Source organism: Lactobacillus sp. UCMA15818 (assembly GCF_030400225.1).
GTDB lineage: Bacteria > Bacillota > Bacilli > Lactobacillales > Lactobacillaceae > Liquorilactobacillus.
In genome coordinates, this window is the sequence record NZ_VJYB01000004.1 from 116,319 (window position 1) to 139,322 (window position 23,004).

Below are 23,004 nucleotides of genomic sequence, written 5' to 3' on the forward strand. Positions count from 1 at the left end.
AATACTGCAGATCAATACTTACGCAAACATTCAAAAATGTAGAGACCTTCAATTTTAAGAACTTCAATAATTTGCTTAATCATCTGTACAAAATGATTTTCTTTTGATTTCCAGTCAATTCTGACACTAAGTACGATCTGTTTTTTTGTTATAATTACTATGCATTTTTATTATACTTTTATTAGGATAATATTTTTGAAAGGGAGTGTGCCATAAGTCGGGAAAATTTGAGTACTAACTCGAAATTAAGAACATAGCGAGTACTTTGCTATGAGTAATTCGAAATTAGACGGAGAATTTTGACTTATGAAACATGTTTATACGGAATAAATAGAGGAACTGAATCAAAATATAACTTTTGACCCAGTCCCTTTTTATTTTTAATTTACTATTTGTGACCTGAATTCCCCTATTATTTCCTTAGACTGAGTTGAGTTTGCATACAAAACTTGGTTTCAAATACTATATTAAAAACGACCTGATCCCAGCAAAATACAAGGAATAGATCGTTACATAGAATCAAATTATACTTTATTTAATTTTTGCTGCATTTCAAACTTTCCAAAGATATTTTTAATCTCTATTATTTTTGTAAACAAAAACTAAATTAAATCAATTTTTAAAATTAGTTTCTACTCTTTTTTATACCAACCATTGCGCCAATGCTGCCTAAAAGCGCTAGCAGTACACCCCAAATCGTTATTATACTTTCATTTTTTTCTCCTGTCTGTGGTAATTCATTTCGAGATTTATTATTTGCAACGCCTAGATTTATTTTCTTTGTTCTAGAATTTTGAGTTGTCTTAATCTTATTATTAACTACTTTTGTACTTCCATGCATTTTATCAGTAAAGCTCAAATTATCAAATTCATTTGAATTATTTTTTACATTATTATCATTAACTTCGCTGTTTTCATTAGTACCAGATCCTGAATTGCCAGTAGGTTTTTGGGAATTTTCTGCAATTACAGTTACACTTATCGTTTGTGAGATTGTATTACCCTGACTATCTGTATAACTGTATGTTACCTTGTAACTGCCAGCTTTTGTCGTATCGACACTACCACTAACTGTTACATTTTTTAGCGCTACTTGGTTACCCTCAGCATCTGTCGCACTGACAAAGTTATCTGCCGCACTCCAACTTGTCTTTGATCCCGCTGTTATTGTGCTGTCTTTAGCTTTAATGCTTGACTGACTTGCCACAACTGTAATGATTGCATCTTTAGTCACTGTATTACCCTGACTATCTGTGTAACTATATGTTATCTTGTAACTGCCAGCCTTTGTTGTATCAACATTACCACTAACTGTTACATTTTTTAGCGCTACCTGGTTACCTTCAGCATCTGTTGCACTGACAAAGTTATCTGCGGCACTCCAACTTGTCTTTGGTCCCGCTGGTATCGTGCTGTCTTTTACGTTTAATGCAGTTTGAATTTTTGCATATACATAAACAATGCTTTGATCTTGTGCAGTATATACACTACTATCGTTTTTATTTTCTGTTTCAGTTTTTGCTAAATAATAGCCATCTATTGCAGAAGCAGTAATATCATAGTTATCACCTATTTTTCCAGTGTATTGTTTTGAATCCAACAAGTTATTTCCATCAACATCAACATACTTAACATTGACCTTTGCACTATTATTCCAAATACTTTCGATGGGATTTAAAGACAGGTTCTCGACATTGGCACTTCCACCCTCTGAAAATAGTGCTATGCCAGTTGTATTTTGATTACCAATATTTTCTGGACGCATAAAGAAGTTCTGAGTAATTGATTTTTCTCCATCATTTGCGAATGCCTCAATACTTGTTTCATCAACATAAACTGTTAACGTGATGGTACCATTGCTTGTGTCAACGTAAGCATTCATGTTATCTCTTGGAGATCCCATATTTGATTCACCAGTGTTTAACCGTTGCACAAAGAAAAGATGAGTTGTTAAATCATAACCAACTGTCATATAATATTTTCCATCATCAGATATTCTCAATTTAAAGCCTACTGTTTTAGGTGGATTTTCAGTGTCCCAAGAAAATGTGGCACTGATTTTATAAGTCGTTCCTCCATTAGTCAGCTTTTTTTCTTCACTGTTAAGAGTAGATGAAGCATCACTATTACTAATAACATTAGCATTCTCATTATTTTCTATTTCAGATATAACATTATTTTTCAGTAAATATCCATCCGTCGCGTTTGCGTCCTTTACCAAAGTTAATTCTCTTGGAAGTGTCATATTCCCATACCAAGGTGTCGTCTGAGATTCTCCTGTGTATGTCCAATTCGATTCCCAGCCAAGCATAACGGTACGGTTATTACTCATGTTTGCGAAGGTTATTCCTGCATAAAAATCCTCTCCAGAATCAAATGTCATTGGATTTGCCATAGTAGTTGAACTTTCTGGGATCCAATTACCATTGGCATCAACAGTTCCAACATAATACTGCATTCCTGAGCCAGTTGCATGAGCTCCCTTCTGCACACTAACACTGAAAATCCACTTAACTTCATTTGTTCCAGAAACCGTCATTGGGATTAATGCTGGGCATTCCCAAACTCCATCGTCAACATCATTTTGCCGCTGAATGGTAGATACATATTCCCAATCAAGTAAGTTCGTCGACCTATATATCAAAGCTTCCTGACCCGAAACTACCGTCATTAAGTATTGTTTATTTTGAGCATCATATACAACATTCGGATCTCTAAAATTGGCCGAATCTCCACCTTTAGATGCCGTAATTGGGATTATCGCTTGAGGATTAGCTGAATTTCCATCTGGAGAATACTGAATAAATGTTTTACCACCATCTAAGCTATATGCAAGATGCTGTTCTTGAATTTCTGTTAAACCAATCCAAGTTCCCCAGCCGCCATCTTGACCATCATTTTTTCGTGTAGCGATTTGGTAATCTGCAGTATAGAAAGCTAATATCACTCCCTTTCCTAAACCGCTTACATTGTTAGTATCAACAATAATACTTCCACTGAAAATATCTTTTTCTCCGTTGGAATCTCCCCAATTAGTTGTTGGCGTACCAACATAACGGACTTCGCCATATTGAGCCAAATCTCCCGTGGTATTGGTATAAGTAAAATCTTCCCACGACTGATTGGTTAAAACTGGAATTGCAACATCTTCTTGAGTCCAGTTAATCATGTCTTTACTTACTGCATGACCCCAAGACATATTCCCCCACTCGTTGCCATCAGGATTATATTGATAATAAAGGTTGTACAAACCCGTGGTACTATCGTAAAATAACCCATTTGGATCATTCATCCAATTCTCAAATGGTGAATAATGAAATTGATTTCTGTATTCCTCATCATACTGTTCATTTGTTGCAATACTATCAGTTCCTGAAGTGCTACTTGTTGTTGCAGCAACGCTATTTGTTGTCGTTGCATTGCTGGTATCACTCGTTGTTGTACTACTACTTGTTGATGTTGCATTGCTGGTATCACTTGTTGTTGCTGCACTACTACTTGCTGATGTTGCATTGCTGGTATCACTTGTTGTTGCTGCACTACTACTTGTTGATATTGCATTGCTGGTATCACTTGTTGTTGCTGCACTACTACTTGTTGATATTGCATTGCTGGCATCATCAGAACTCGTCTGACTGCTTTCACTTAAGGCAGTTGACACCGTATCGCCTTTAACGACACTGACCCGATAATTAGAGAGAAGTAGTCCCCCACTAATAAAAGCGATGGAGAAGACCCAGTTTTTACCCTGCTTATACATCTTATAATGCTCTTTTTCATTCAACTTTCTATTCATTAGAAATCATTAGTCCCCCTTCTTAATAACTTTTTTACTATATCATTATTACATTTTTGTGTAAACGCTTTCTATAAGCAAAGTAGACCTTTTTTGTGCTTAAAAAAGCTCTCTTGTGCTTAATGACCTACTTATGATGAAAATCAATTCATTTTACTATTTTATTCATCGCTACCCGTCTTATCGGTACATTGCACATTGCATTCTTTGTCTTGAATTCCTTAAACAAGTTATGCACTGAATTCAAAGCTTAGCAGTTGTTATTTCATACTCTAGTTCAATTGTTTCACCACTATCAAATGGATGTGACCAAATATTGATTCAATATGCATATACACACTCGCATCACTAACTTTGATAATCGGTCCTAACCAAATTTGATCGTTATTGGTTAAAGAGGACAGTTCCGTTAATGATGAATTGATGTCCTCTTTACTTATCTTGCTATCGTATCTGTAAAGTCCGACTAAAATTTGGTTTGTAAAATTGATACTATCTTAAATTCAAAAAGTATCCTAGACCTACCTCACTCTGAATCAACTAGAAGTCTTTAGATGTTTTTTCAACTTATACTGCGTAAAAAAGTCATGGGTCCTTTACAGGAATCCATGACTTTTACTATTTTTGAAATTTATAATTCATTCTATGTTATTAATTACAATGCATATCATAAAAAGTTATCACATAAGGTAGAGCTCTCATTCAAAAATTTAGATGTCTACAAACTGCAGTTCACTTGAATCACAAATATTTCTTTACTCACCATATACTTGATACCACACCATAAAAGTAAGAATAGTCCAAATTTTTCTTGAATTATCTTTTCTTTTCCTACGATGTTCCTCCAATAAATTCAAAAAATAATTTTTATCAAAATATTTATCTGTCTGTGATTTTTTAATAATATCCCGTGCCCACTCATACATTTCAGCACGCAACCAAACTCTAATGGGAACTGGAAAACCTAATTTTCTTCGCTCCAACACATGGCTAGGTACTAATCCTTTAACTGCCTTTCTCAAAATATATTTAGTTGTTCCATGAGAAATTTTATACTCTGATGGAATATGTCTAGCAACTTCAAAAACATCTTTATCAACAAATGGTGTCCGCAACTCTAAACTATGTGCCATTGTTGTTCTATCTGCATTATGCAATAAATCACCACTAAGCCACGTATGAACATCAATAAACTGCATTTTGCTAACCGCATCATTTTTGGATGCATCTTGATACAACGACTTAGTAAAAAGTTGAAATGTATGATTACAATTATAATTTTTAAAAAATTTATTTTTCTGTTTTTCATTAAAAATGAATGCATTTCCGGCATAACGTTCCTCTAACGGTGTCGTTCCTCGTAAAATAAAGTTACGCCCCCTTACTCCTTCAGGAAGTAGATGCGCTATTTGATTCAACATCTTATTAATTCTTTTGGTATGTTCAAAAAATTTTAATGAAAGTGGTTCATGATACATTCTGTATCCGCCAAAAAATTCATCAGCCCCCTCACCTGTTAGAGCAACTTTTACCTTCTTTCTTGCTTCACGCGCAACAAAATATTGTGGAATAGCTGCCGGATCTGCTAAAGGATCATCCATACTCCATACAAAATGTGGAAATTCTTGCATAAATTCCTCTGGATTGATAATGTAGCTTGTATTTTTTACACCCAATTGTGCGGCTGTCTTTTTTGCAACATCTAATTCACTATAACCTTCTTGCTCAAAACCAACAGAAAATGTTTCTAGCTGAGAATTGAATTGCTTTGCTAAGGAAACAATAATTGCAGAGTCAATTCCACCCGATAAAAAAGACCCTACAGGAACGTCTGCACGCATATGTTTTTCGACTGAATCAACTAAACAATCCCGTATCTGTTTTTCATACTCTCTTTCAGATAACTTAATTGGTTCAAATTCTGCATAGAAATACCGTTCAACTTTGGGTTCTCCTCCTGGTTCAATACTAAGTGAATAACCTGGTTGCAATGATTCTACATTTTCATACATCGTTTCATTCTCAGGAACATACTGATATGTCATATAATCCTGTAATGCATTTTCATTTAAAGATTTTTTCTGTAATATTTTATAAATTGCCTTATTTTCAGAAGCATAATAAAAATTCCCCTCACTAATTGAATAATAAAAAGGCTTGATTCCAAAATGATCACGTGCTGCAAATAACTTTTTTGCAACACTATCCCAAATAACAAAAGCAAACATACCTCGAAAAAAAGAAACACATTTTTCAGAATATTTAGAATACATGGCTAAAACAACTTCTGAGTCTGTGTCAGTTTTAAAAGCATAACCTTCCTGCTCTAGTTGCCTGCGCAGCTCAATGTAATTATATATTTCTCCATTGAAAGTCAACCAAAATCTTTCGTTATCATATGCCATTGGCTGATGTCCATTTTTTATATCCACTATGCTTAAACGCCTAAAACCCATGGTGATATTTTTGTCTTGAAAATATCCTTCATCGTCTGGTCCTCTATGAATAATCATGTTATTCATGTCGTTAATCTGTTTATACTTTATCTCGTTTTTCCCCATACTCTTTGTCAAAAGCCCTACAAAGCCACACATAGTACACCCCTTTTTTTGATCATTTCCCCAACCTAGTAAATTATAACTTTTTTTTTTTCAAATTCCATTTAATTTAGTTTCTGAACAAAACCTTATTACTTTATTAGTTTTTGAAAATATTTACTGTTTCTTACCTTAATTACATCACCTGCTTTTTTATTTCTAACTTAATTTTACAAACGACGAAAGAAAAAGTATTAATTTACATTCACAGATAAAAAATAAAAATCCAGTGCTTCTAAAAAACTCCAATATTGTTAATCTGACTATCCAATACGACCAAAAAATTTTACCACTAATTAAAAAAATTACATTTTCTGTCTTGCTTTCTTCAATTTTTATGAATCTCGCATTATCATTATTGGTTTCTTTTTTTAATTTTTCTCATTTTTGATTACCGCTATTAAAGCTGAAAATCTGCTTAAATTGAATAATAATACTTAACAGAAGAAGTGTTGATTTTGTAGACCTATTTTATTTGGTATACTGAGTATAAATGAAATAGGGGAGTGTTTTTATTGAATATCAATCAATTAGATCTATTGCTATTAGCCAGTGCAATTATTTGTACTATCATTTTTTTAATATTTTTGTTTCGACTAATTAATACACAAAAGGCCTTAAAAAAACAAATAGCTATTTTTAACCATTTATTAAATATATATAAAGAAAATGATGATTCCTTTGCTACAAAGGAATCATCATCAATTTCGTTAAAATTACATAAATTAGCAAGAAAATTGTACAATCCAGCGAAACTATTATTACCAATAATTATTGTAAACATGATTCCAGCAATCATGTTGCTTTTATTGTTTCCTGTTCACGGCCTATTAATGAATGTGTTACTTATTTTCTTCCTTAGTTGTATCCTTTGTTTGACTATATACATTTTTTATTTAATAAAGCACAAGGAATTTTTTAGTTTGGAAAGAAATTTTGTAGACAGTGGTTATCAAATAAACAACGACATTTCTTTGTTAATTCAGAAATTTGATTATTCGATTTCTCCTCTAATTCAAAAAAAAGTGTTTGCTACTTTATATGCCTTTGAATTTCTAAATATTACCCTAATTTGTCTAACGTGGTCCTAGGTTACCTTTAGGCCATTATTACTTTAACCAGTGCTACAATTGATGCACTAACTTCTTCAGCCGTCGTTCCCGCAGTTGCTATCGTGATATATATTCCTCCTACTACAATAACTGAAATTAACGCAAACTTGGCGAATTGTTCAACTTCACCTGTAAGCTGATTATTATAATCATTTACTGTAGAACTTGGAACACCTGTCGGCACAACTTCAATCTTATGGAATATCTCATCAATAATTATTTCATACTCTAGTTCAATTGTTTCCCCACTGTCGAGTGTATGATCAAAAGTTGATTTAATATGCAAAGCTATTCCTGCATCGCTGCCCTTGGTAACCGGCTCTACCCAAATCTGACCGTTGTTGATTAAAGAGGACAATTTTGTCAATGTTGAATTGATATCCCCTTTATTTATCTCATCACTTAATGCCACAACTCCGGCTATGGTATCCGTAAAGTCTGACTCAAACTTACCATTTGACACGTTATAAACTACACCAACATTATCACCTGGCTCTGAAACTGATGCTTCAAATTTAACCTGTACGTAAAAGTCAACAGCAAAACCCGGAATTTTGTATTCTTTACTTGTCTTCTCAATCTTTAAACCACTTAAATATAAAAAATCTTTCTGCTGACTTAAAGCGTCAATAATTGTATTAATCTTTGCTGATCCTGCTATATCTCCAGCCTGGATATCCGCATCAACTGCAAAATAGATAACTACTCCTTCTTTAAATCCTAAATCTTGTGCGGCATATACTGCTTTTGTCCCGTCAGTTTTACCTTGGGCTGCCGTAAAGTATGCTTCTTTATCTGAAGACCCATCTTGATAGATTGGAAAAATCTTTAATCCTCCAGTAGTAATAGCGGTAATTTCATCTGTCGTTAGATTTTTTGCTCGTTCACTAGTACCTGAACCTACAGTTCCTGTTAAATAACGACCAACAATGCTGTAACCCGCATTTTTTAAAGTAGCCACTCTTGTTGCATTTAATTGATATGAGGTATCACAAGCGATTGCTGAACGATCTGAATTACCCGCTGAAGTCAATAAACTCATAAAGATATCTACGCCTGTACTGGTTCCATCTGTAGAATCTAATGCCCTTGTTTCCTCAAATTCCTTGACTGCTGCAAATCATAGACACCATCAAACGCACCTGTATATGCTTTACTATTTACATACAAGCCCCATTGCAAGACTCAAATGATTGCCTTTGTTCTCAGAAACTATTATCACTTAATTTTCCACATCAAATTTAATCAAATGCACATAAAATCAAGTAAAAAAAGAACCCGAAGCAGTATAACTTCTAGGTTCCGCATAAAATTATTTATGCATCAGCAGAATTTTACACTCGAAATTTGATGCCTCCGTTATTGATGATCTTACCTCTTACTTTAAGATGCTTGACAAATAGCCAGAATTTTTTTATGAACCATATTTATATAGGGCCTAGCGTAAAATTCAGCTTTTTGATCCACCTCATCTTCTTAAAAATCGTTCACATCAATAACTGTATAACTTCTCTTATCATAACGATTACGACTTGCAGAATATTCTATATTTTTACCATTATTCAACCAGATAATCTCTTCAAGTTCTAGCATTGGATCTGTATCGCGAGCATTTAAATATTTTTTATCAAACTTATCAGGAACTCCAGCTCTAATCTTACGGTATGCTCCACCAAATTTTAGTTTTAAATTTTGATGAAGATATTCATATACAGAAGATTCCAAAATTTTCTCATTTAATCCGGGAACCAACTCCACTGGCATATAGGTATGCTCCAATATTAATGGGTCTCCCTCTAGTATGCGTAACCGCACAATTTCGTAAACAGGGCAGTCTTTTTGAATATCTAATTTTTTTTGGATATCTTCAGAGGGAAATTTCACATCAAAAACAATAATCTTACTCTGAATTTTTTCTGCACCTTGTTGTTCTGTTAGACCATCAAATGCGTTAGCAGGTGAATCTTCCGCAGCCTTTATTGGGATATTACCTAAAACAAGTGTCCCCAATCCTGATTGCTTATAAATTAGCCCTAAACTTGCAAGCCTATCTAAGGCTTGCTTAATCGTCATTCTACTAACATTGAACTCCTGAGCAAGCGTATTTTGATCTGGCATTAATTCACGTGCAGGGTAAATTCCATTTAAAATCCTTTTTCTGATTTCTTCCTCAATCAATAGATATTTTGCTTTTGTTGCCATAATAAAGATCATTCCTGTCTACTCAATTTTAAACCTGTGTTTGATAAAAATCACCAACCATTTCAGCTTCATTATGATAATACCATGTTACTCACAAATAAATTGCAAAACACAATTATTTAGTCCAATTTTTGTCCGTTACTTCTAATAACTTTTTGATACCAATAAAAAGAATCCTTTGGTAGTCTACTCAAGCTTCCCACACCCTGATCATCTTTGTCAACGTATATAAATCCATAACGTTTTTCCATTTGTCCAGTCCCAGCTGACACAACATCAATTGCTGCCCATGGTGTGTATCCTATTAAATCAATGCCATCTTCATCTACTGCTTTCTTCATTTCAATAATATGTTGCTTCAAGTAATCAATACGATAATCATCATGTATTTTCCCATTCTCAAGCACATCTCTTGAACCAAAACCATTCTCCACAATGAATTGTGGTAAATGGAACCGATCATTAAACCAATTCATTCCATAGCGTAATCCTTCAGGATCAACTGACCAACCCCATTCAGATGCTTTCAAAAAAGGATTTTGAATATCATTTGAAATATCATCGTAGTTATATTCAGGATTATCTTTACTTGCTTTTACTGTCTTGGACATATAATAACTAAATCCTAAATAGTCCACTGTTCCTTTTTTTAAATTAACTAAGTCCTCATGTGTAATATCTTGAATGAATCCTTTTTTTGTTAAAAAAGATTTCATAAATGTTGGATATTTTCCATGAACATGAACATCGGCAAACCAATATCTTTTTTGCATTGCCTTTTCTGCCATCATAATATTAGCTGGTTTAGAATCAAGTGGATATAGCGGTACCATCGCAATCATACATCCAACTTGCAACTCTTTATTGATTTTATGTGCATGTTCAACTGCTATTGCGCTAGCTACTAATTCATAATGAGCGGCTTGATACATTTCTCGTTCAGAATCTTCTCCAAATTTAACTTTAATTCCAGAATTAGTAAATAAGCAAAATTCATTATTATAGCCAGTTTGATTATTAATTTCGTTAAACGTCATCCAATACTTAACTTTACCTTGGTAACGTTCAAAACAAACGTCGGCAAACCTTACAAAAAAATCAATAAGCTTACGATTACGCCAACCACCATATGTTTCTATTAAGTAATAGGGTAATTCAAAGTGAGATAATGTTACAATGGGTTGAATATTATATTTTAGACATTCATCAAAAAGGTTATCATAAAACTTTAATCCCTCCTCATTAGGTTCTTTTTCATCTCCTTGTGGAAAAATTCGTGTCCATGCAATGGATGTTCTAAAACATTTAAATCCCATTTTAGCAAACAGTCCAATATCTTCCTTATAGTTATGATAAAAATCGATTGCATCATGATTAGGATAATTTTTACCTTTAATTACCCCCTCCGTAATTGTTCGATTTTCCGTTGCAGATCCCGCAGTCATAACATCAGCTACAGAAATCCCCTTGCCTCCTTCTTGCCAACCACCCTCAAATTGATGTGCAGCAACTGCTCCGCCCCATAAAAAACCATCTTTTAGTATACTCATCTTAAATTTCTCCTCATCTCTTAAATTATTCTGATATCAAAAAGGAATGAATATCACATTTCAAACTGAGTCTTCATCCCTTTTTTGAAACTATCTGTTTTGGTTATCTAATTTTTCATAAAGTTCAACTATTTCTTGCGCTAAATCCTTAAAGGTAATTGCGGTCATCAAATGATCCTGTGCATGAACCATATACAAATTAACTTCAGTATGTTGCCCTTGTGCTTCTTTAGTTAACATATCTGTTTGCACATTATGTGCTTTGCTTAAAGATTCATTCGACTTAGCTAGAAAATCTTTAGCCATTGCAAAATCATATTCCTTTGCAGCTCTAATGGCTTGTACCGCAAACCCTTTAGCATTGCCTCCTTCCATAATTAATCCCATGATTACTTCCATATTATCTGAGTTCATTTAATCTACCTCGTCATCAATTCTTCAGCAAATTTCAAAACATTTGCCCCATTCATCATTCCATAGTCAGCCATTTTGATAACATCCATTGGAACTTTGGCTTCATCAGCTTTCTTTTGAACAATATCTTTCATATAGGCTACTTGTGGTCCCAATAAAAGAACATCAGGTTTGTTCACCTTGAATGTTTGATCAATATCTGCTGTTGATTTTGCAAATATTTCATAGTTTTTACCGTTCTTTTTTGCTGCATTTTGCATTTTTGATACTAGTAATGATGTAGACATTCCTGCTGAACACGCAAGCATAATTATTTTTTCTGCCATTCTAATCACCCATCCTTTTAATTAAAATTAATTTTTATTCACCTTTAGCCGCTTTTTCCTGTTCTTGTGCTAACAAATAGTTATCATATTTCTTTGCAAATGGGAAGTAAATACCAGTAGACATTACAAGCACGACTGCTTGCCAAACTGCCATTTTCCACCCACCTATTAAGAAACCTGAAATAATTGGTGGCGTTGTCCAAGGAGCTGCAACCCCATTCAGTGGAGGAACAATTCCAAAATATATTACCAGATATGTTGTTAAAGCAACAATTACAGGTGTCAAAAAGAATGGAATTGCTAAGAAAGGATTCATGACAAGTGGTAATCCAAATAAAAACGGCTCATTTATATTGAATAGCGCTGGTATAAACTCAATTTTACCAATTGATTTTAATTGAACCGATTTAGCAGCATATAGAGTGAACACTACCAGACCAATTGTGATGCCCGAACCAGTTAAATTAATAAAGTTATTATAAAATTCATTTGTAACAATATGCGCCCCATTTGCTAATGAAAGTTCATTATGCTGATATAGATTTGCATTATCAAATGTATTAGGGATTAATAGACCACTTGTAATTGCACCCATAATTAATCCTCCATGAACACCAAAGAACCAGAAGAAGGGTACTAAGAAAGCAATTATTAATGCTCCGCCAAGTGAATCTGACAAGCCTTGAAGTGGCGCTTGTAACATTTTGTAAATCAACTGCAAAATATCTGTGTTCATTACACCCTTAAAGAACGCATATAGAAGCATTGAGGTAATGAGGATGATACCTGCTGGAATCATTGCTGTAAACTGGTTAGCAACATTTGCTGGAACCTGTTCTGGTAGAGTAATTTTCCAACCTGCACGCATCATTGCAGAGTATGACCATCCCACCAAAATACCAATAATTATTGCGGCAATCATTCCTTGACCACCAAGCCAAGTTGTATTAATTACACCTGTAACTGGTGATGTTAAATATGTTTGAATAGCATGTGGTAACTTATCAATATGAGAACTTAATTGAGATCCCGTATAAATAACCTTTCCAGCTGCATCTGTAATCCCTGCACCAGATTTGCCCATTGCACTTGTAAGAGGATTATTAACCTGTAAAAATTGCAATAAAAGAAACGATGATAATGATGTTAATCCCGCTGGAAGAGCTTCATATCCCTCATTTCTAACATAAACATATGCAATACCGACTGCTGCCCAAATTGAAATAAATCCAAAAGATGTCGTATATGCCTGTGTAAAGAAGGCTGACCAGCCAGATGCTTTTAAAGCATCTGACACTGAAGTAATTGGAACATTAGATAAGATCAGAAAAATTGACCCAATAATGATAAATGGTAAAGCATACACCATACCATCTTTTAAAGCTGTAATCGGTTTTGTATTAACGAATTTCATTATTGGTGGTAACATCTTTTTATTTATAAAATTTCCAAATTTATTTTCTGCCATTATAATTCATCTCCATTTTTTTCAAGAATTGATTTAAACCAATAAAATGATTTTTTAGGCACACGTCTTAATTCTTTCAAATCATGATTTGACCTATCTACATAAACTACACCATATCTCTTTTCGATATCCCCATGTGAACTTGGAATATCAATTAATCCCCAACCCAGATAACCCATAACCTCAGCTCCATCAATAAACATTGCATCTTTCATAGCACTAATATGATCTTGATGATATTTGATTCGCTGATTATCTTCTATCATATTTTTCCCATCCCAATGTTCTCGTAATCCGATTCCATTTTCGATTGGAAAAACAGGAAGATGGTAGCGATTATAAATTTTTGTAATCGTATTTCTAAATCCTAGTGGGTCAATAGCCCAATCCCAATCGTTTGTCACTAAGAATCGATTCGCTTCTCCACCATAGCTCAAAAATTCGTTAGGTACTGCATCCTGCGGAATCTTATCAGCATTAATCACATCTGTTCGATAATAGCTAAAAGCTAAAAAATCTGCATGCATCTTTGAAATAATTTCCTTATCTTCTGTTTGAAAATCACTATCAATTTCATTTTGTTCGATAAAATGCAAGACTTCATTAGAATAATGTCCTTCCGCAAAGGCATCGTATAAATTATTGTTCGAAAACTCTTGAATTTTTCTTGCTGCAAAAACATCACTCGGTTTAGATGTCGCTGGATAAGTTTCTGTATACGCTAACATTCCACCCAATAACAAATTCGGATAATTTTTATGAATATATTCATCAATCCTCGCATGCGCTAATATTGTGTGATGAAAAATTTTATACATTTCTGAAACTGTTTTCTTACCTTTCAAATATCCAGAAATACGAAAAACTTCTTTTTGAAAGTATAAATTATGCTCATTAAAAGTTATCCAATACTTGACTCTATCCGCAAAATGTTCTATTACTTTTTCTGCAAATCTTACAAAAGCAGCCATAACCTTCCTCGATATGAATCCATTCTCTTTTCTCGCTAAAGCTAATGGCATATCAAAGTGATACAAACAAATCATCGGTGTAATTCCTCTTTCTAGCATTCCATCAACTAACTTATCGTAAAATGCAAAACCCGCATCATTGAATGCACCATCACCTGTTGGATTACATCTTGACCAAGATACCTGAATTCGATACATATTAAAATGCATCTCTTTCATTAAATCTAAATCCTCTTTGTACCGATGATATTCATCAATTGCAACTTTCCAATCGCTCGTACTATCAGTCGCTTCCCGAATATCATAAACAGATTTGCCCTTACCATCTATATTCCAGGCCCCTTCAGTTTGCATGCTAGAAATCGAATTCCCCCAGAAAAAATTTGTTGGCATTTTTCGCTTTTTAGGCAACCTTATTCATCCCCTTATGCTTTGATTAACCGCTTCCAATTCCTAGGAATAAATGAATTATATCTCTCCTTTTTTTAAATGTCAATATTTATCTTTTTAAAAGTATAGTCTTTTGAAAAGAGGACTAATTCTAAAAAAGAATCTTTGCTATTTTTTTGTCAAAAATTAATTCTTTATATTACCTTCTGTTTCTTATACTTTCTACTATTTGCTGTCTATATTAAATAACTATCTATACTTCCAGATTCTATATATCTTTAAGTTCTACAAATTATGTACACTAGGCGCTACAACAGAGAATATTACCTTAACGTCAAGCAAGCAAAAAAATATATATCAAAAAATGAACAAATATTGGGCTTTAAAGACATTAGCAAATGTTTATCATACGGATAACGTTACGGTTAAACATGTCAATATCTACCATCAACAAAGAGGATTTTTTATTTTTTACCAATACTTTGAATTCTAGGAAAATAATTCATAATAAGGACTATTAATCGTATGCTAGAACCAATACATAATGAAATTATTTTCAACAGATAAAATATATAGTTTTGATTTCAAAAAGTATATCCAATGCAAATTAACCTAGTATGTGATTCTGTTGAAGAAGGTAAACTGATCCGTATTTTAAACTGTGGCACCTTTTACATTGGCTTAACAGAAAAACTTCAATCAAAACAATACTGTTATCAAACTATCAAGTTGATAAAAAAAGAAAATCAATTAATATCAGAAATAATCGTCAATTATTTCATGATGTCATATAAATTCGACCCATAGATAAAAAGCAATATATTAAATTTTGCGACCTCTATATCATATAACTCATCCATTATATTGGGCAAATGCTCATACTCGGATAATAAAGCCAACTTTTTATTCAATTAAATGCCGCATCTGGAACAAGACCCAAGTAACAGGTAGTTGCTACTTCATGACTTGAATATCTAGTTTGTTCTGAAGAATTTTGAAAGCTGGATTAATTGTGGGAGGGCTAGAATACATTTGAAAAATAAGTCTATCTTTATTTGAGCCCATCGAACCAGTAACTTTACTACTTCCAAAAAAACTTTTATTCTTCCTAATACTCTGGTGGCAAAGGAATTGTTCTATGATCATTAACAGTCTTTGTTTCCCCAACTTTTTTTCGAGGCACCTCCAAACCTGACTTATTGTTACTGTGCCCTCTTCAAAGAATAGGTTTTTTTCTGCTCGCACAACCTTTAAACGGTTTTCTAAAATTATGTTTTTCAAGATAGTATCTGCTTTCCAATTACGATAAGCCTTGCAGTGTGAACAACTGCTGCAACTAGTAAAATTAACGTTAGAATAAATATTATGGAACGTTTCTTGATGACTTGTGATATTTCATGAAAGCTTAGAATCTTTGCTAAATAAGATTTCGGAGACAGTTAGCTAATATCCGAACAGATTAAAATATTAAAAATTAAACATTATTTGCAATAGTAGGAATTTTAGTAATAGGAATACTTTCCTTCTTTGTAGGTAAAAAAACAATCAGCCAGAAAAAGGTTGAAGAATTGGAGTTTTTAATTAGAACTAAATCAATTACATTTTCTGCTTTAGGTAATCTCTTTGATTCTGAGTTGTCTAATTATTCTAGATGGGATCCAATCTTTTATATTGGGTTAAGTCTAATCCTTTATATGATTAGCTATTTCATCAATAAAAGGAAGTATTTATAATTTTGAAGAACAATATATACGAGCAACGAGTACTAAGAAGATGGTCTCGACAAAAGTTAGCAGAGGCCTGTAATGTTTCTAGACAGACGATTAATGCTATTGAAAAGCAAAAATATTCACCTTCCTTAGAACTCGCTTTCAAATTAACTAAGATATTTGATACTAGGGTTGATGAACTATTCTACAAATCAGATTGGTTACTCAAAAATTATTTTGGCCTGACAAAGCCCTGAGAAAGGTTAGAATAAAGAATATAGACCGTAACTTAATTAAATAAATAAGATTAAATACGTCATTTTCTCTCTCTTTTATTACTGTTATGTAAAATTTCTTTGGGCTGTTCGGGTTATCAGGGTATATTTCGTTTTTTGTCAGTTATTGCCAACTTAAAGCAATCTAGCGTAACAAAAAGTAACAATATTCACTGAATCTTCCCAATAAAAATCAGTAAGCAAAAAGCCATGGCCCTTTGAGGGAAGCCATGGCTTTTAATTTATTATCGATTGTTATTAAAGCTTTTCTTTACTTACAATGTTCAACTTTTCATCCAAGTCATAAACAACTGGTTGACCTGTTGCCATTTCAACATCCATGATGTCTGCATCTGAGATGTCTTCAATGTATTTTGTAAGGGCACGTAATGAGTTACCATGTGCTGCGATGATGACGTTCTTGCCTTCAAGTAACTTAGGAGCAATTTCGTCTTCCCATTTCTGTAAATTTCATGGGTTTATTGCTCTTTTAAATTCATACCTAGCTATTCATTGCTCTTTTTAGATAAGTAATTATCAATTTCTGCAAGATAATCCTGACGAGATTCAGCTAAATGAACGGTCTTACCATGAATCCAATTGACATTTTGGATACCTACGACACACCAAGAATTTCTGTTACTAACGTGGTTCCAAGCATCTAACGATTCTACCATTCGTCCAAAATATGCCACCTACTATTTCGTTTCATTCAGTAAAAATTTGCGGTTGCTAATCCTATATCAGTAACCAATGTAACTTAATCTTTAAGTAAAAACATTAGTATTCCTCACCTAGATGTTTTTTTAATCTGCTTAATTGTGTAAAAATAAATCACTGGTTACTCCCCCACAGAAAATGGCCAATATAACGATCTACTTGTGAATTCTCATGTAACTGACTATGCTGACCGCCTTTTCCTTTAATCTCAATCTCTTGATAGCTCATATATTTATCACGCAAAAGGTATTTGAGCGACCGAGCTGAAATATTTGTCACATCGCCATCAGAATTTGATCCATTTTCTAAATTACCGAAAATATTAAGAATTTTGACTCCACTGGGATAACCGTTCCTGTGATGAAGAAGATACTTATAGTAGCTGTTTATATATCGTGGCTTACCATCTTGAAGAAAATAGTTACGGTTGACTTTATCATCAATACCAATAATGCCATCAAAATGACCTGCAAGATTGACTTGTTTATTTAACTTAGGAAGCTTGATGTTATGTCCATATTTGACTTGGTAAAACATAGTTGTTATATTTCCCATCGAATGCGATACGGTATTATAGCGACGAATATGATAGCGACGCTGAAGTAAAATAATCAAATTATAAAACCATTTACTGGTCACATGATAGTTATAATAGGTATTGTCCATTTGAAGGACCTGTATTAAAGGGTGTCGTGTTCCCTTAGGCCAGTCGCCACTTAAGGTCACGTGCCCAGAAGAATCTATCCTAGCTGTTAATACCTTCTTGGCTCCTTGATGGTTTGAAGCATAAGCTATCATGCCATTGCTTGAACGAGCACCCGCACCATATCCATGCATATAAAGAGTTGGAATACTTTCAGAACGGTCGCTGATTTGATTAGTCGGTCGTCCCCAAGCAAAAAATTTGATTGAAAGACCAATCAACAAAAGAAGAATTGTAACTATTCCAATGAAAGCCCAAGATATATGATGTCTTTTTAAAAGGGCCATTTCTTAAACTCATCTCCCCAAATGGTAATTTAATAGCCAATCATCTCATATCAAATGCTACTTTGGTTTACTTAAGTGTTGCCATGTCAATGACAAAACGATAATGAACATCACTATTTAGTATTCGTTTATAAGCATTAGGTACGTCGTCAATTCCAACCATTTCAATCTTGGGTTTAACATTATTAGCAGCTGCAAAGTCCAACATTTCTTGTGTCATAACAATGCCTCCAACTTTAGATACAGTAATGGTTTCTTGTTTAAGAAACATACCTATAATGTGAAATTCTTGTTTGTCTGTGGATAAACCAACATAGCAAAATATACCGTTAACCGTTAAAAGATTGAGGTAATTGTCAATATTTAGTTTCACTGCAGTAGTGTTTAAGATGAAATCAAATTGATTACTTAATCAATCAAAATTTTCGGTTGCTCGTAAAATTTCATAACTGGCTGCTCCAAATTGTTCTGCTTCGTGTTGCTTACTTTCTGAGTGCCCCAGTACGGTTACATCAGCACCGAGTTTAGATGCAAATTGAACTGCAATATGTCATGTCAGACCGCCCAGACCAATTATGGCAGCCTTGGAGCCATGACCAATACCATAACGTTTGAGCGGATTATAGGTTGTGATTCCTGCACACAATAAAGGACTGGCTTCTGCTAAATCTAGATTATCTGGAATACTTAAAACAAACCGGTCTTTAACAACAATTGATTGAGAATAGCCCCCTTGTCGCTGACTGCCATCATAATCCTTACCAACAAAGACTGAGACAACTCCCCTTTCGCAAAATTGTTCCTGACCAGATCTACAATATTGACATTCACCACAGGAATCAACAAAGCATCCAACTCCAACCCGATCACCCACTTTAAATTTTGTTACGGATTTCCCTACTGACCTAACAATTCCCGTAATTTCATGTCCAGGAACTAGTGGTTGACGAGTTTGATTAATCATTTCCACTTGCGAGATATCTGAATGACAGATACCACATTACTTGATGTCAATCTCAACATCATCTGGACGCAATCGTCGCCTTTGAATAACAGTGTGGCGAAATGTACTAAAATCTGATCCCGTTGCTTCTAAAGCTTTTACCTTTTCCATTTGCTCAAGTCCCCCGTTTCTATATAGCTTTTCTAAATTAACTTAATCAACAACTACATAAGACTTAATAGCTTCTCGCTTATCCATTGCTTGATATGCAGCATTGATATCATCAAGTTTAAAGGTCTTGGTAAAGACTTTACCTGGATGAATTTCTCCCTTAAGCACAGCCTCTAATAATATCTTTTTATCGTAAGTCGTGACTGATGCTGGTCCACCAGCAATTATTGTATTACGGAAGAATACGGGTGTCAGATCCATTTCTGGGTTGTGTGGTACCCCTACGCGACCAATTGTAGCACCTGGTCTTCCTGATTTAATCGCAGTATCCACCGATTGCTCTGTGCCAACACATTCAAGAACCGCATCAGCACCTTCACCATTGGTTAATGCCATAACTTTTTCTACACCGGCATTACCACGTTCAGCAACAATGTCTGTGGCACCGAAATCGGTAGCTAGTTTTTGTCGATCTTCATGTCGACTCATTGCAATAATTCGCTTAGCACCGCGCATTTTTGCAGATATAATTCCGCATAGGCCAACTGCACCATCACCAACAACCACAACTGTATCACCAGGTTTAACATTCGCAACTCTGGCAGCATGATAACCAGTTGCCATAACATCAGCTAACGTAAGCAAAGACTTTAACATTTCTTCACTATAGTTTTCTGGTTTTCCAGGAATTTTGATTAGTGACCATTCACCGTGTTGATAACGCATATACTGGGCTTGAGAGCCAGCACTAAAGTTATCTTCATGGTTTAAGCAACCACCTTCAAATCCAGCTCGACAGGCAGCACAGTGACCACAGCCATGGGTAAATGGTGCAATTACGAAGTCACCCGGTATCAGTGTAGTAATAGCCTCACCAACTTGCTCGACAACGCCAATCGCCTCATGTCCTGTATTTTGAGAATGGGGAGCCATTTGATCTTGACCGCGATATCCCCATAAATCAGAACCACAAACGCAGGCACGAACAACACGTATGATAACATCATCTAATGCTTGAATTTTAGGCATATCAACGTCTTCAATAACTACTTGGCCGGGCTTCAAAAAAATTGTATCTTTCATTATATATATTCCTCCTTGAATCTTTATTAATTTCAACAACAATGTATCATCATGAATTCTATTGTTTATTACTGGTTTTTAAATTCAACCAGTTTATTTACTCTTAAGCTAAGAATAGTTCATTATAAGCATTTCTGTCTAATGCTTATAATGAATGCTATAGAAAATAGTTTACATGGAACTTCGTGTCCTTCGTTACTTTATAACAGTCGTTAATGAACGAAATATTTCTAAGGCTGCAAACAAACTACATATTTCGCAAACTACAATCTCTCGTCAAATTAAGGATCTTGAAGCAGAATTAGGCGTAACATTGCTTGAACGTGGTAGTCGTTCAATTGAACTAACACCGGCTGGAAACTATTTTGCAAATCAAGCACGCCAAATCATTGCACTTGCTGACAAGACGATAATCAACATTCAACAAACCGCAGAGATTAGTGGAAGTATTATGATTGGCAGCGCCGAAGCACCTATGATAACGACAATCGCAGAGACAATTAAAATTTTGACAACTATTGAACCAAAAGTAACCGCGAATATTTATAGCACTGATGCCGATGATGTTCATCACCGACTAAAAAATGGAATTTTTGATTTTGGTGTCGTCATGAACCCGACTGATAAAACCAATTATCATTTTCTTAATCTACCTGGAATCACTACTTGGGGTGTACTCATTAAAAAGGATTCCCCATTAGCTCAAAAGTCAACAATAACTGCTGAAGATTTGCGTAATCAGAACTTGATTATGCCTCAACAACAAGGAACTCAAAATATTTTGGCAGATTGGTTGGGGAGTAGCAATATAACACTTGCTCCTGTCTCCACTTACAATTTGCTTTATAATGCATCAGTTATGGCCTCAATTGGTGTAGGAACCGTTATTTGTTTATCAGGTATTATAAATACTGCCAATACTGATTTAATATTTTTACCCTTAACACCATGCCTTGAAGCGCACGCAAGTTTGATTTGGTCAAAGCTAAATCCACTGTCCGCAGCTGCTAATGCTTTCTTAGAAACACTTAAAAAATTATTGTCAAATGATAATCAGTAATTATTGCTCAAAGTTAATATGATGTAATCGATATGTTTCATCACAAGACTCAACATTTAGAATCAAGGGATTGCCCATATCAAAGGTAACTATCTTTTCTACATCATTTGGAGACAAATTAAAGTGACCCACAGTAAAGTTTTGCTGTATACGGTTTAAGTGAGCTGCTGACTTAGGAATTGCAATAATATCATTTTGGCATAATCACCGCAGTGTGACTTGTGTGGGTGTTTTTCATATTGCTGACCAATGAGGATAGGGATTAGTGAACAGATTCTTCTATCCTTCCGCAAATGATGTCCATACCATCGTCACAATACGATACTTAGTCATCAGTTCGCGTAAGAAGTTGCGCTGATAAAATGAATGAAGTTCAATTTGATTAATTGTAGGAACAATATCGAATGACTCTAATAGGTCAACCAAGTGGTCTGATAGAAAATTGCACACTCAGATGATTCAATTGTTGTTATTATCGGTAATTTGTTCCGTCCAGCGAGTTACACGCTTATCAGCCTGATCAACTTTATTCCCATCTACAATCAATGATCGCGTAAATGTGTTATTTCTTGATCCTTGATTACGGAGAATTTTCTGAATACGCTGAACACTATTACCTTGCCCATAACCACCTTGTGTCATGAACGGAGCAATCCTTTTATTTGAAAATGTCTTACCATAACTATTTAAAAAAGATATCATTGGATGGGCCAAGGTCATAGCCCAGATGGGGTAGCCTAGGTAGATCGTTTTATATTGGTTTAGACTTGGTACTTTCATATCAAGTTTGGGGTAATCTTGATTTTCACGTTCAGAATTGGCTCTTGAAAGTGTTCTCTGGTAATTTGCAGCATATGAATCTTTTACAACAATTTCTAAAATGTCAGCATGGGTTCTTTCAGCAATTTTGCTAGCAAGCAACTCAGTGCTGCCTGAACGTGAGAAATAAATAATTATACTGCGAGCATTTTTGGTAATCTTTCTTGTTGGTTTATTTTTGCTATTAGTATCCTTACCGTCAGACTTTGTTCCAGCGCCATTTCTCCATAAACTATCTGTTTTTCCCAATTGTGGAGCGGAAATTGGTTGTCCACTAATTCTTCCGGCAATTTGCTTATCAACTGCTGTGTTAGTTGTGTGACGCAATATCATTGTTCCCCCAATTCCTAAAATAAGGAAAATAACTATTATTAACATAACTATCTTTCTTTTCCTCATCTTTTAATA

At 34.4% G+C, this 23,004-nt stretch carries 17 protein-coding genes and 1 pseudogene; 2 read left to right on the forward strand and 16 right to left on the reverse strand.

Annotation, left to right across the window (positions count from 1 at the left end):
* Positions 1–625 precede the first annotated feature (625 nt).
* The 9 genes from FFX44_RS06940 to FFX44_RS06980 form a co-directional block, all read right to left on the reverse strand.
* Positions 626–3,796 carry a bacterial Ig-like domain-containing protein gene (locus tag FFX44_RS06940; RefSeq protein WP_289979218.1) on the reverse strand — a complete coding sequence of 1,057 codons (3,171 nt, stop codon included), beginning with the start codon at positions 3,794–3,796 and terminating at the stop codon, positions 626–628.
* A gap of 755 nt (positions 3,797–4,551) precedes the next feature.
* A complete protein-coding gene (gene asnB / locus FFX44_RS06945) occupies positions 4,552–6,390 on the reverse strand; it encodes an asparagine synthase (glutamine-hydrolyzing) (protein ID WP_289979220.1) in 1,839 nt (612 codons plus the stop codon).
* 1,101 nt (positions 6,391–7,491) lie between these two features.
* Positions 7,492–8,547, reverse strand: coding sequence for a glycoside hydrolase domain-containing protein (locus FFX44_RS06950; RefSeq protein ID WP_289979222.1), 1,056 nt, complete (start codon positions 8,545–8,547; stop codon positions 7,492–7,494).
* A 434-nt stretch (positions 8,548–8,981) separates the two neighbouring features.
* Entirely contained in the window at positions 8,982–9,707 is a 726-nt protein-coding gene (locus tag FFX44_RS06955) for a GntR family transcriptional regulator (protein ID WP_289979223.1), read from the reverse strand.
* Between the two features lie 119 nt (positions 9,708–9,826).
* Entirely contained in the window at positions 9,827–11,257 is a 1,431-nt protein-coding gene (locus FFX44_RS06960; protein ID WP_289979225.1) for a 6-phospho-beta-glucosidase, read from the reverse strand.
* Positions 11,258–11,347: 90 nt separating this feature from the next.
* Positions 11,348–11,671, reverse strand: coding sequence for a PTS lactose/cellobiose transporter subunit IIA (locus FFX44_RS06965; RefSeq protein ID WP_289979227.1), 324 nt, complete (start codon positions 11,669–11,671; stop codon positions 11,348–11,350).
* Positions 11,672–11,676: 5 nt separating this feature from the next.
* On the reverse strand, positions 11,677–11,997 hold the full coding sequence (locus tag FFX44_RS06970; RefSeq protein WP_289979228.1) for a PTS sugar transporter subunit IIB: 321 nt from the start codon (positions 11,995–11,997) through the stop codon (positions 11,677–11,679).
* A 34-nt stretch (positions 11,998–12,031) separates the two neighbouring features.
* Positions 12,032–13,465, reverse strand: a complete 1,434-nt coding sequence (locus FFX44_RS06975; protein ID WP_289979229.1) for a PTS transporter subunit EIIC — start codon at positions 13,463–13,465, stop codon at positions 12,032–12,034.
* Entirely contained in the window at positions 13,465–14,847 is a 1,383-nt protein-coding gene (locus tag FFX44_RS06980) for a glycoside hydrolase family 1 protein (protein ID WP_289979230.1), read from the reverse strand. Before FFX44_RS06980 ends, FFX44_RS06975 begins: the two co-directional genes overlap by 1 nt.
* Before the next feature lie 1,714 nt (positions 14,848–16,561).
* Here FFX44_RS06980 and FFX44_RS06985 point away from each other — a divergent pair.
* Positions 16,562–16,792 (forward strand): helix-turn-helix transcriptional regulator, encoded by a 231-nt coding sequence (locus FFX44_RS06985; protein WP_289979232.1) that lies wholly within the window; start codon positions 16,562–16,564, stop codon positions 16,790–16,792.
* A gap of 276 nt (positions 16,793–17,068) precedes the next feature.
* Here FFX44_RS06985 and FFX44_RS06990 read toward each other — a convergent pair.
* The 6 genes and pseudogenes from FFX44_RS06990 to FFX44_RS07015 all read right to left on the reverse strand — a co-directional run.
* Positions 17,069–17,269: pseudogene (locus tag FFX44_RS06990) on the reverse strand (2,3-bisphosphoglycerate-dependent phosphoglycerate mutase); the annotation flags it as partial.
* A 47-nt stretch (positions 17,270–17,316) separates the two neighbouring features.
* Positions 17,317–17,487 (reverse strand): hypothetical protein, encoded by a 171-nt coding sequence (locus tag FFX44_RS06995; RefSeq protein ID WP_289979233.1) that lies wholly within the window; start codon positions 17,485–17,487, stop codon positions 17,317–17,319.
* A gap of 157 nt (positions 17,488–17,644) precedes the next feature.
* Positions 17,645–18,520: an alpha/beta hydrolase gene (locus FFX44_RS07000; protein WP_289979234.1), complete on the reverse strand. Its 876-nt coding sequence runs from the start codon at positions 18,518–18,520 to the stop codon at positions 17,645–17,647.
* A 67-nt stretch (positions 18,521–18,587) separates the two neighbouring features.
* Complete coding sequence (locus FFX44_RS07005) at positions 18,588–18,740, reverse strand: hypothetical protein (RefSeq protein WP_289979236.1); 153 nt, start codon at positions 18,738–18,740, stop codon at positions 18,588–18,590.
* A gap of 330 nt (positions 18,741–19,070) precedes the next feature.
* A complete protein-coding gene (locus FFX44_RS07010) occupies positions 19,071–19,514 on the reverse strand; it encodes an alcohol dehydrogenase catalytic domain-containing protein (protein WP_289979386.1) in 444 nt (147 codons plus the stop codon).
* A gap of 162 nt (positions 19,515–19,676) precedes the next feature.
* Positions 19,677–20,717, reverse strand: a complete 1,041-nt coding sequence (locus FFX44_RS07015; protein ID WP_289979237.1) for a zinc-binding dehydrogenase — start codon at positions 20,715–20,717, stop codon at positions 19,677–19,679.
* Positions 20,718–20,892: 175 nt separating this feature from the next.
* Between FFX44_RS07015 and FFX44_RS07020 the strand changes: the two genes are divergently transcribed.
* On the forward strand, positions 20,893–21,777 hold the full coding sequence (locus FFX44_RS07020) for a LysR family transcriptional regulator (protein ID WP_289979238.1): 885 nt from the start codon (positions 20,893–20,895) through the stop codon (positions 21,775–21,777).
* A 459-nt stretch (positions 21,778–22,236) separates the two neighbouring features.
* On the opposite strand, the gene FFX44_RS07025 is transcribed toward FFX44_RS07020, so the two are convergent.
* Positions 22,237–22,995: a flavodoxin gene (locus tag FFX44_RS07025; RefSeq protein WP_289979239.1), complete on the reverse strand. Its 759-nt coding sequence runs from the start codon at positions 22,993–22,995 to the stop codon at positions 22,237–22,239.
* Between the last annotated feature and the right edge of the window lie 9 nt (positions 22,996–23,004).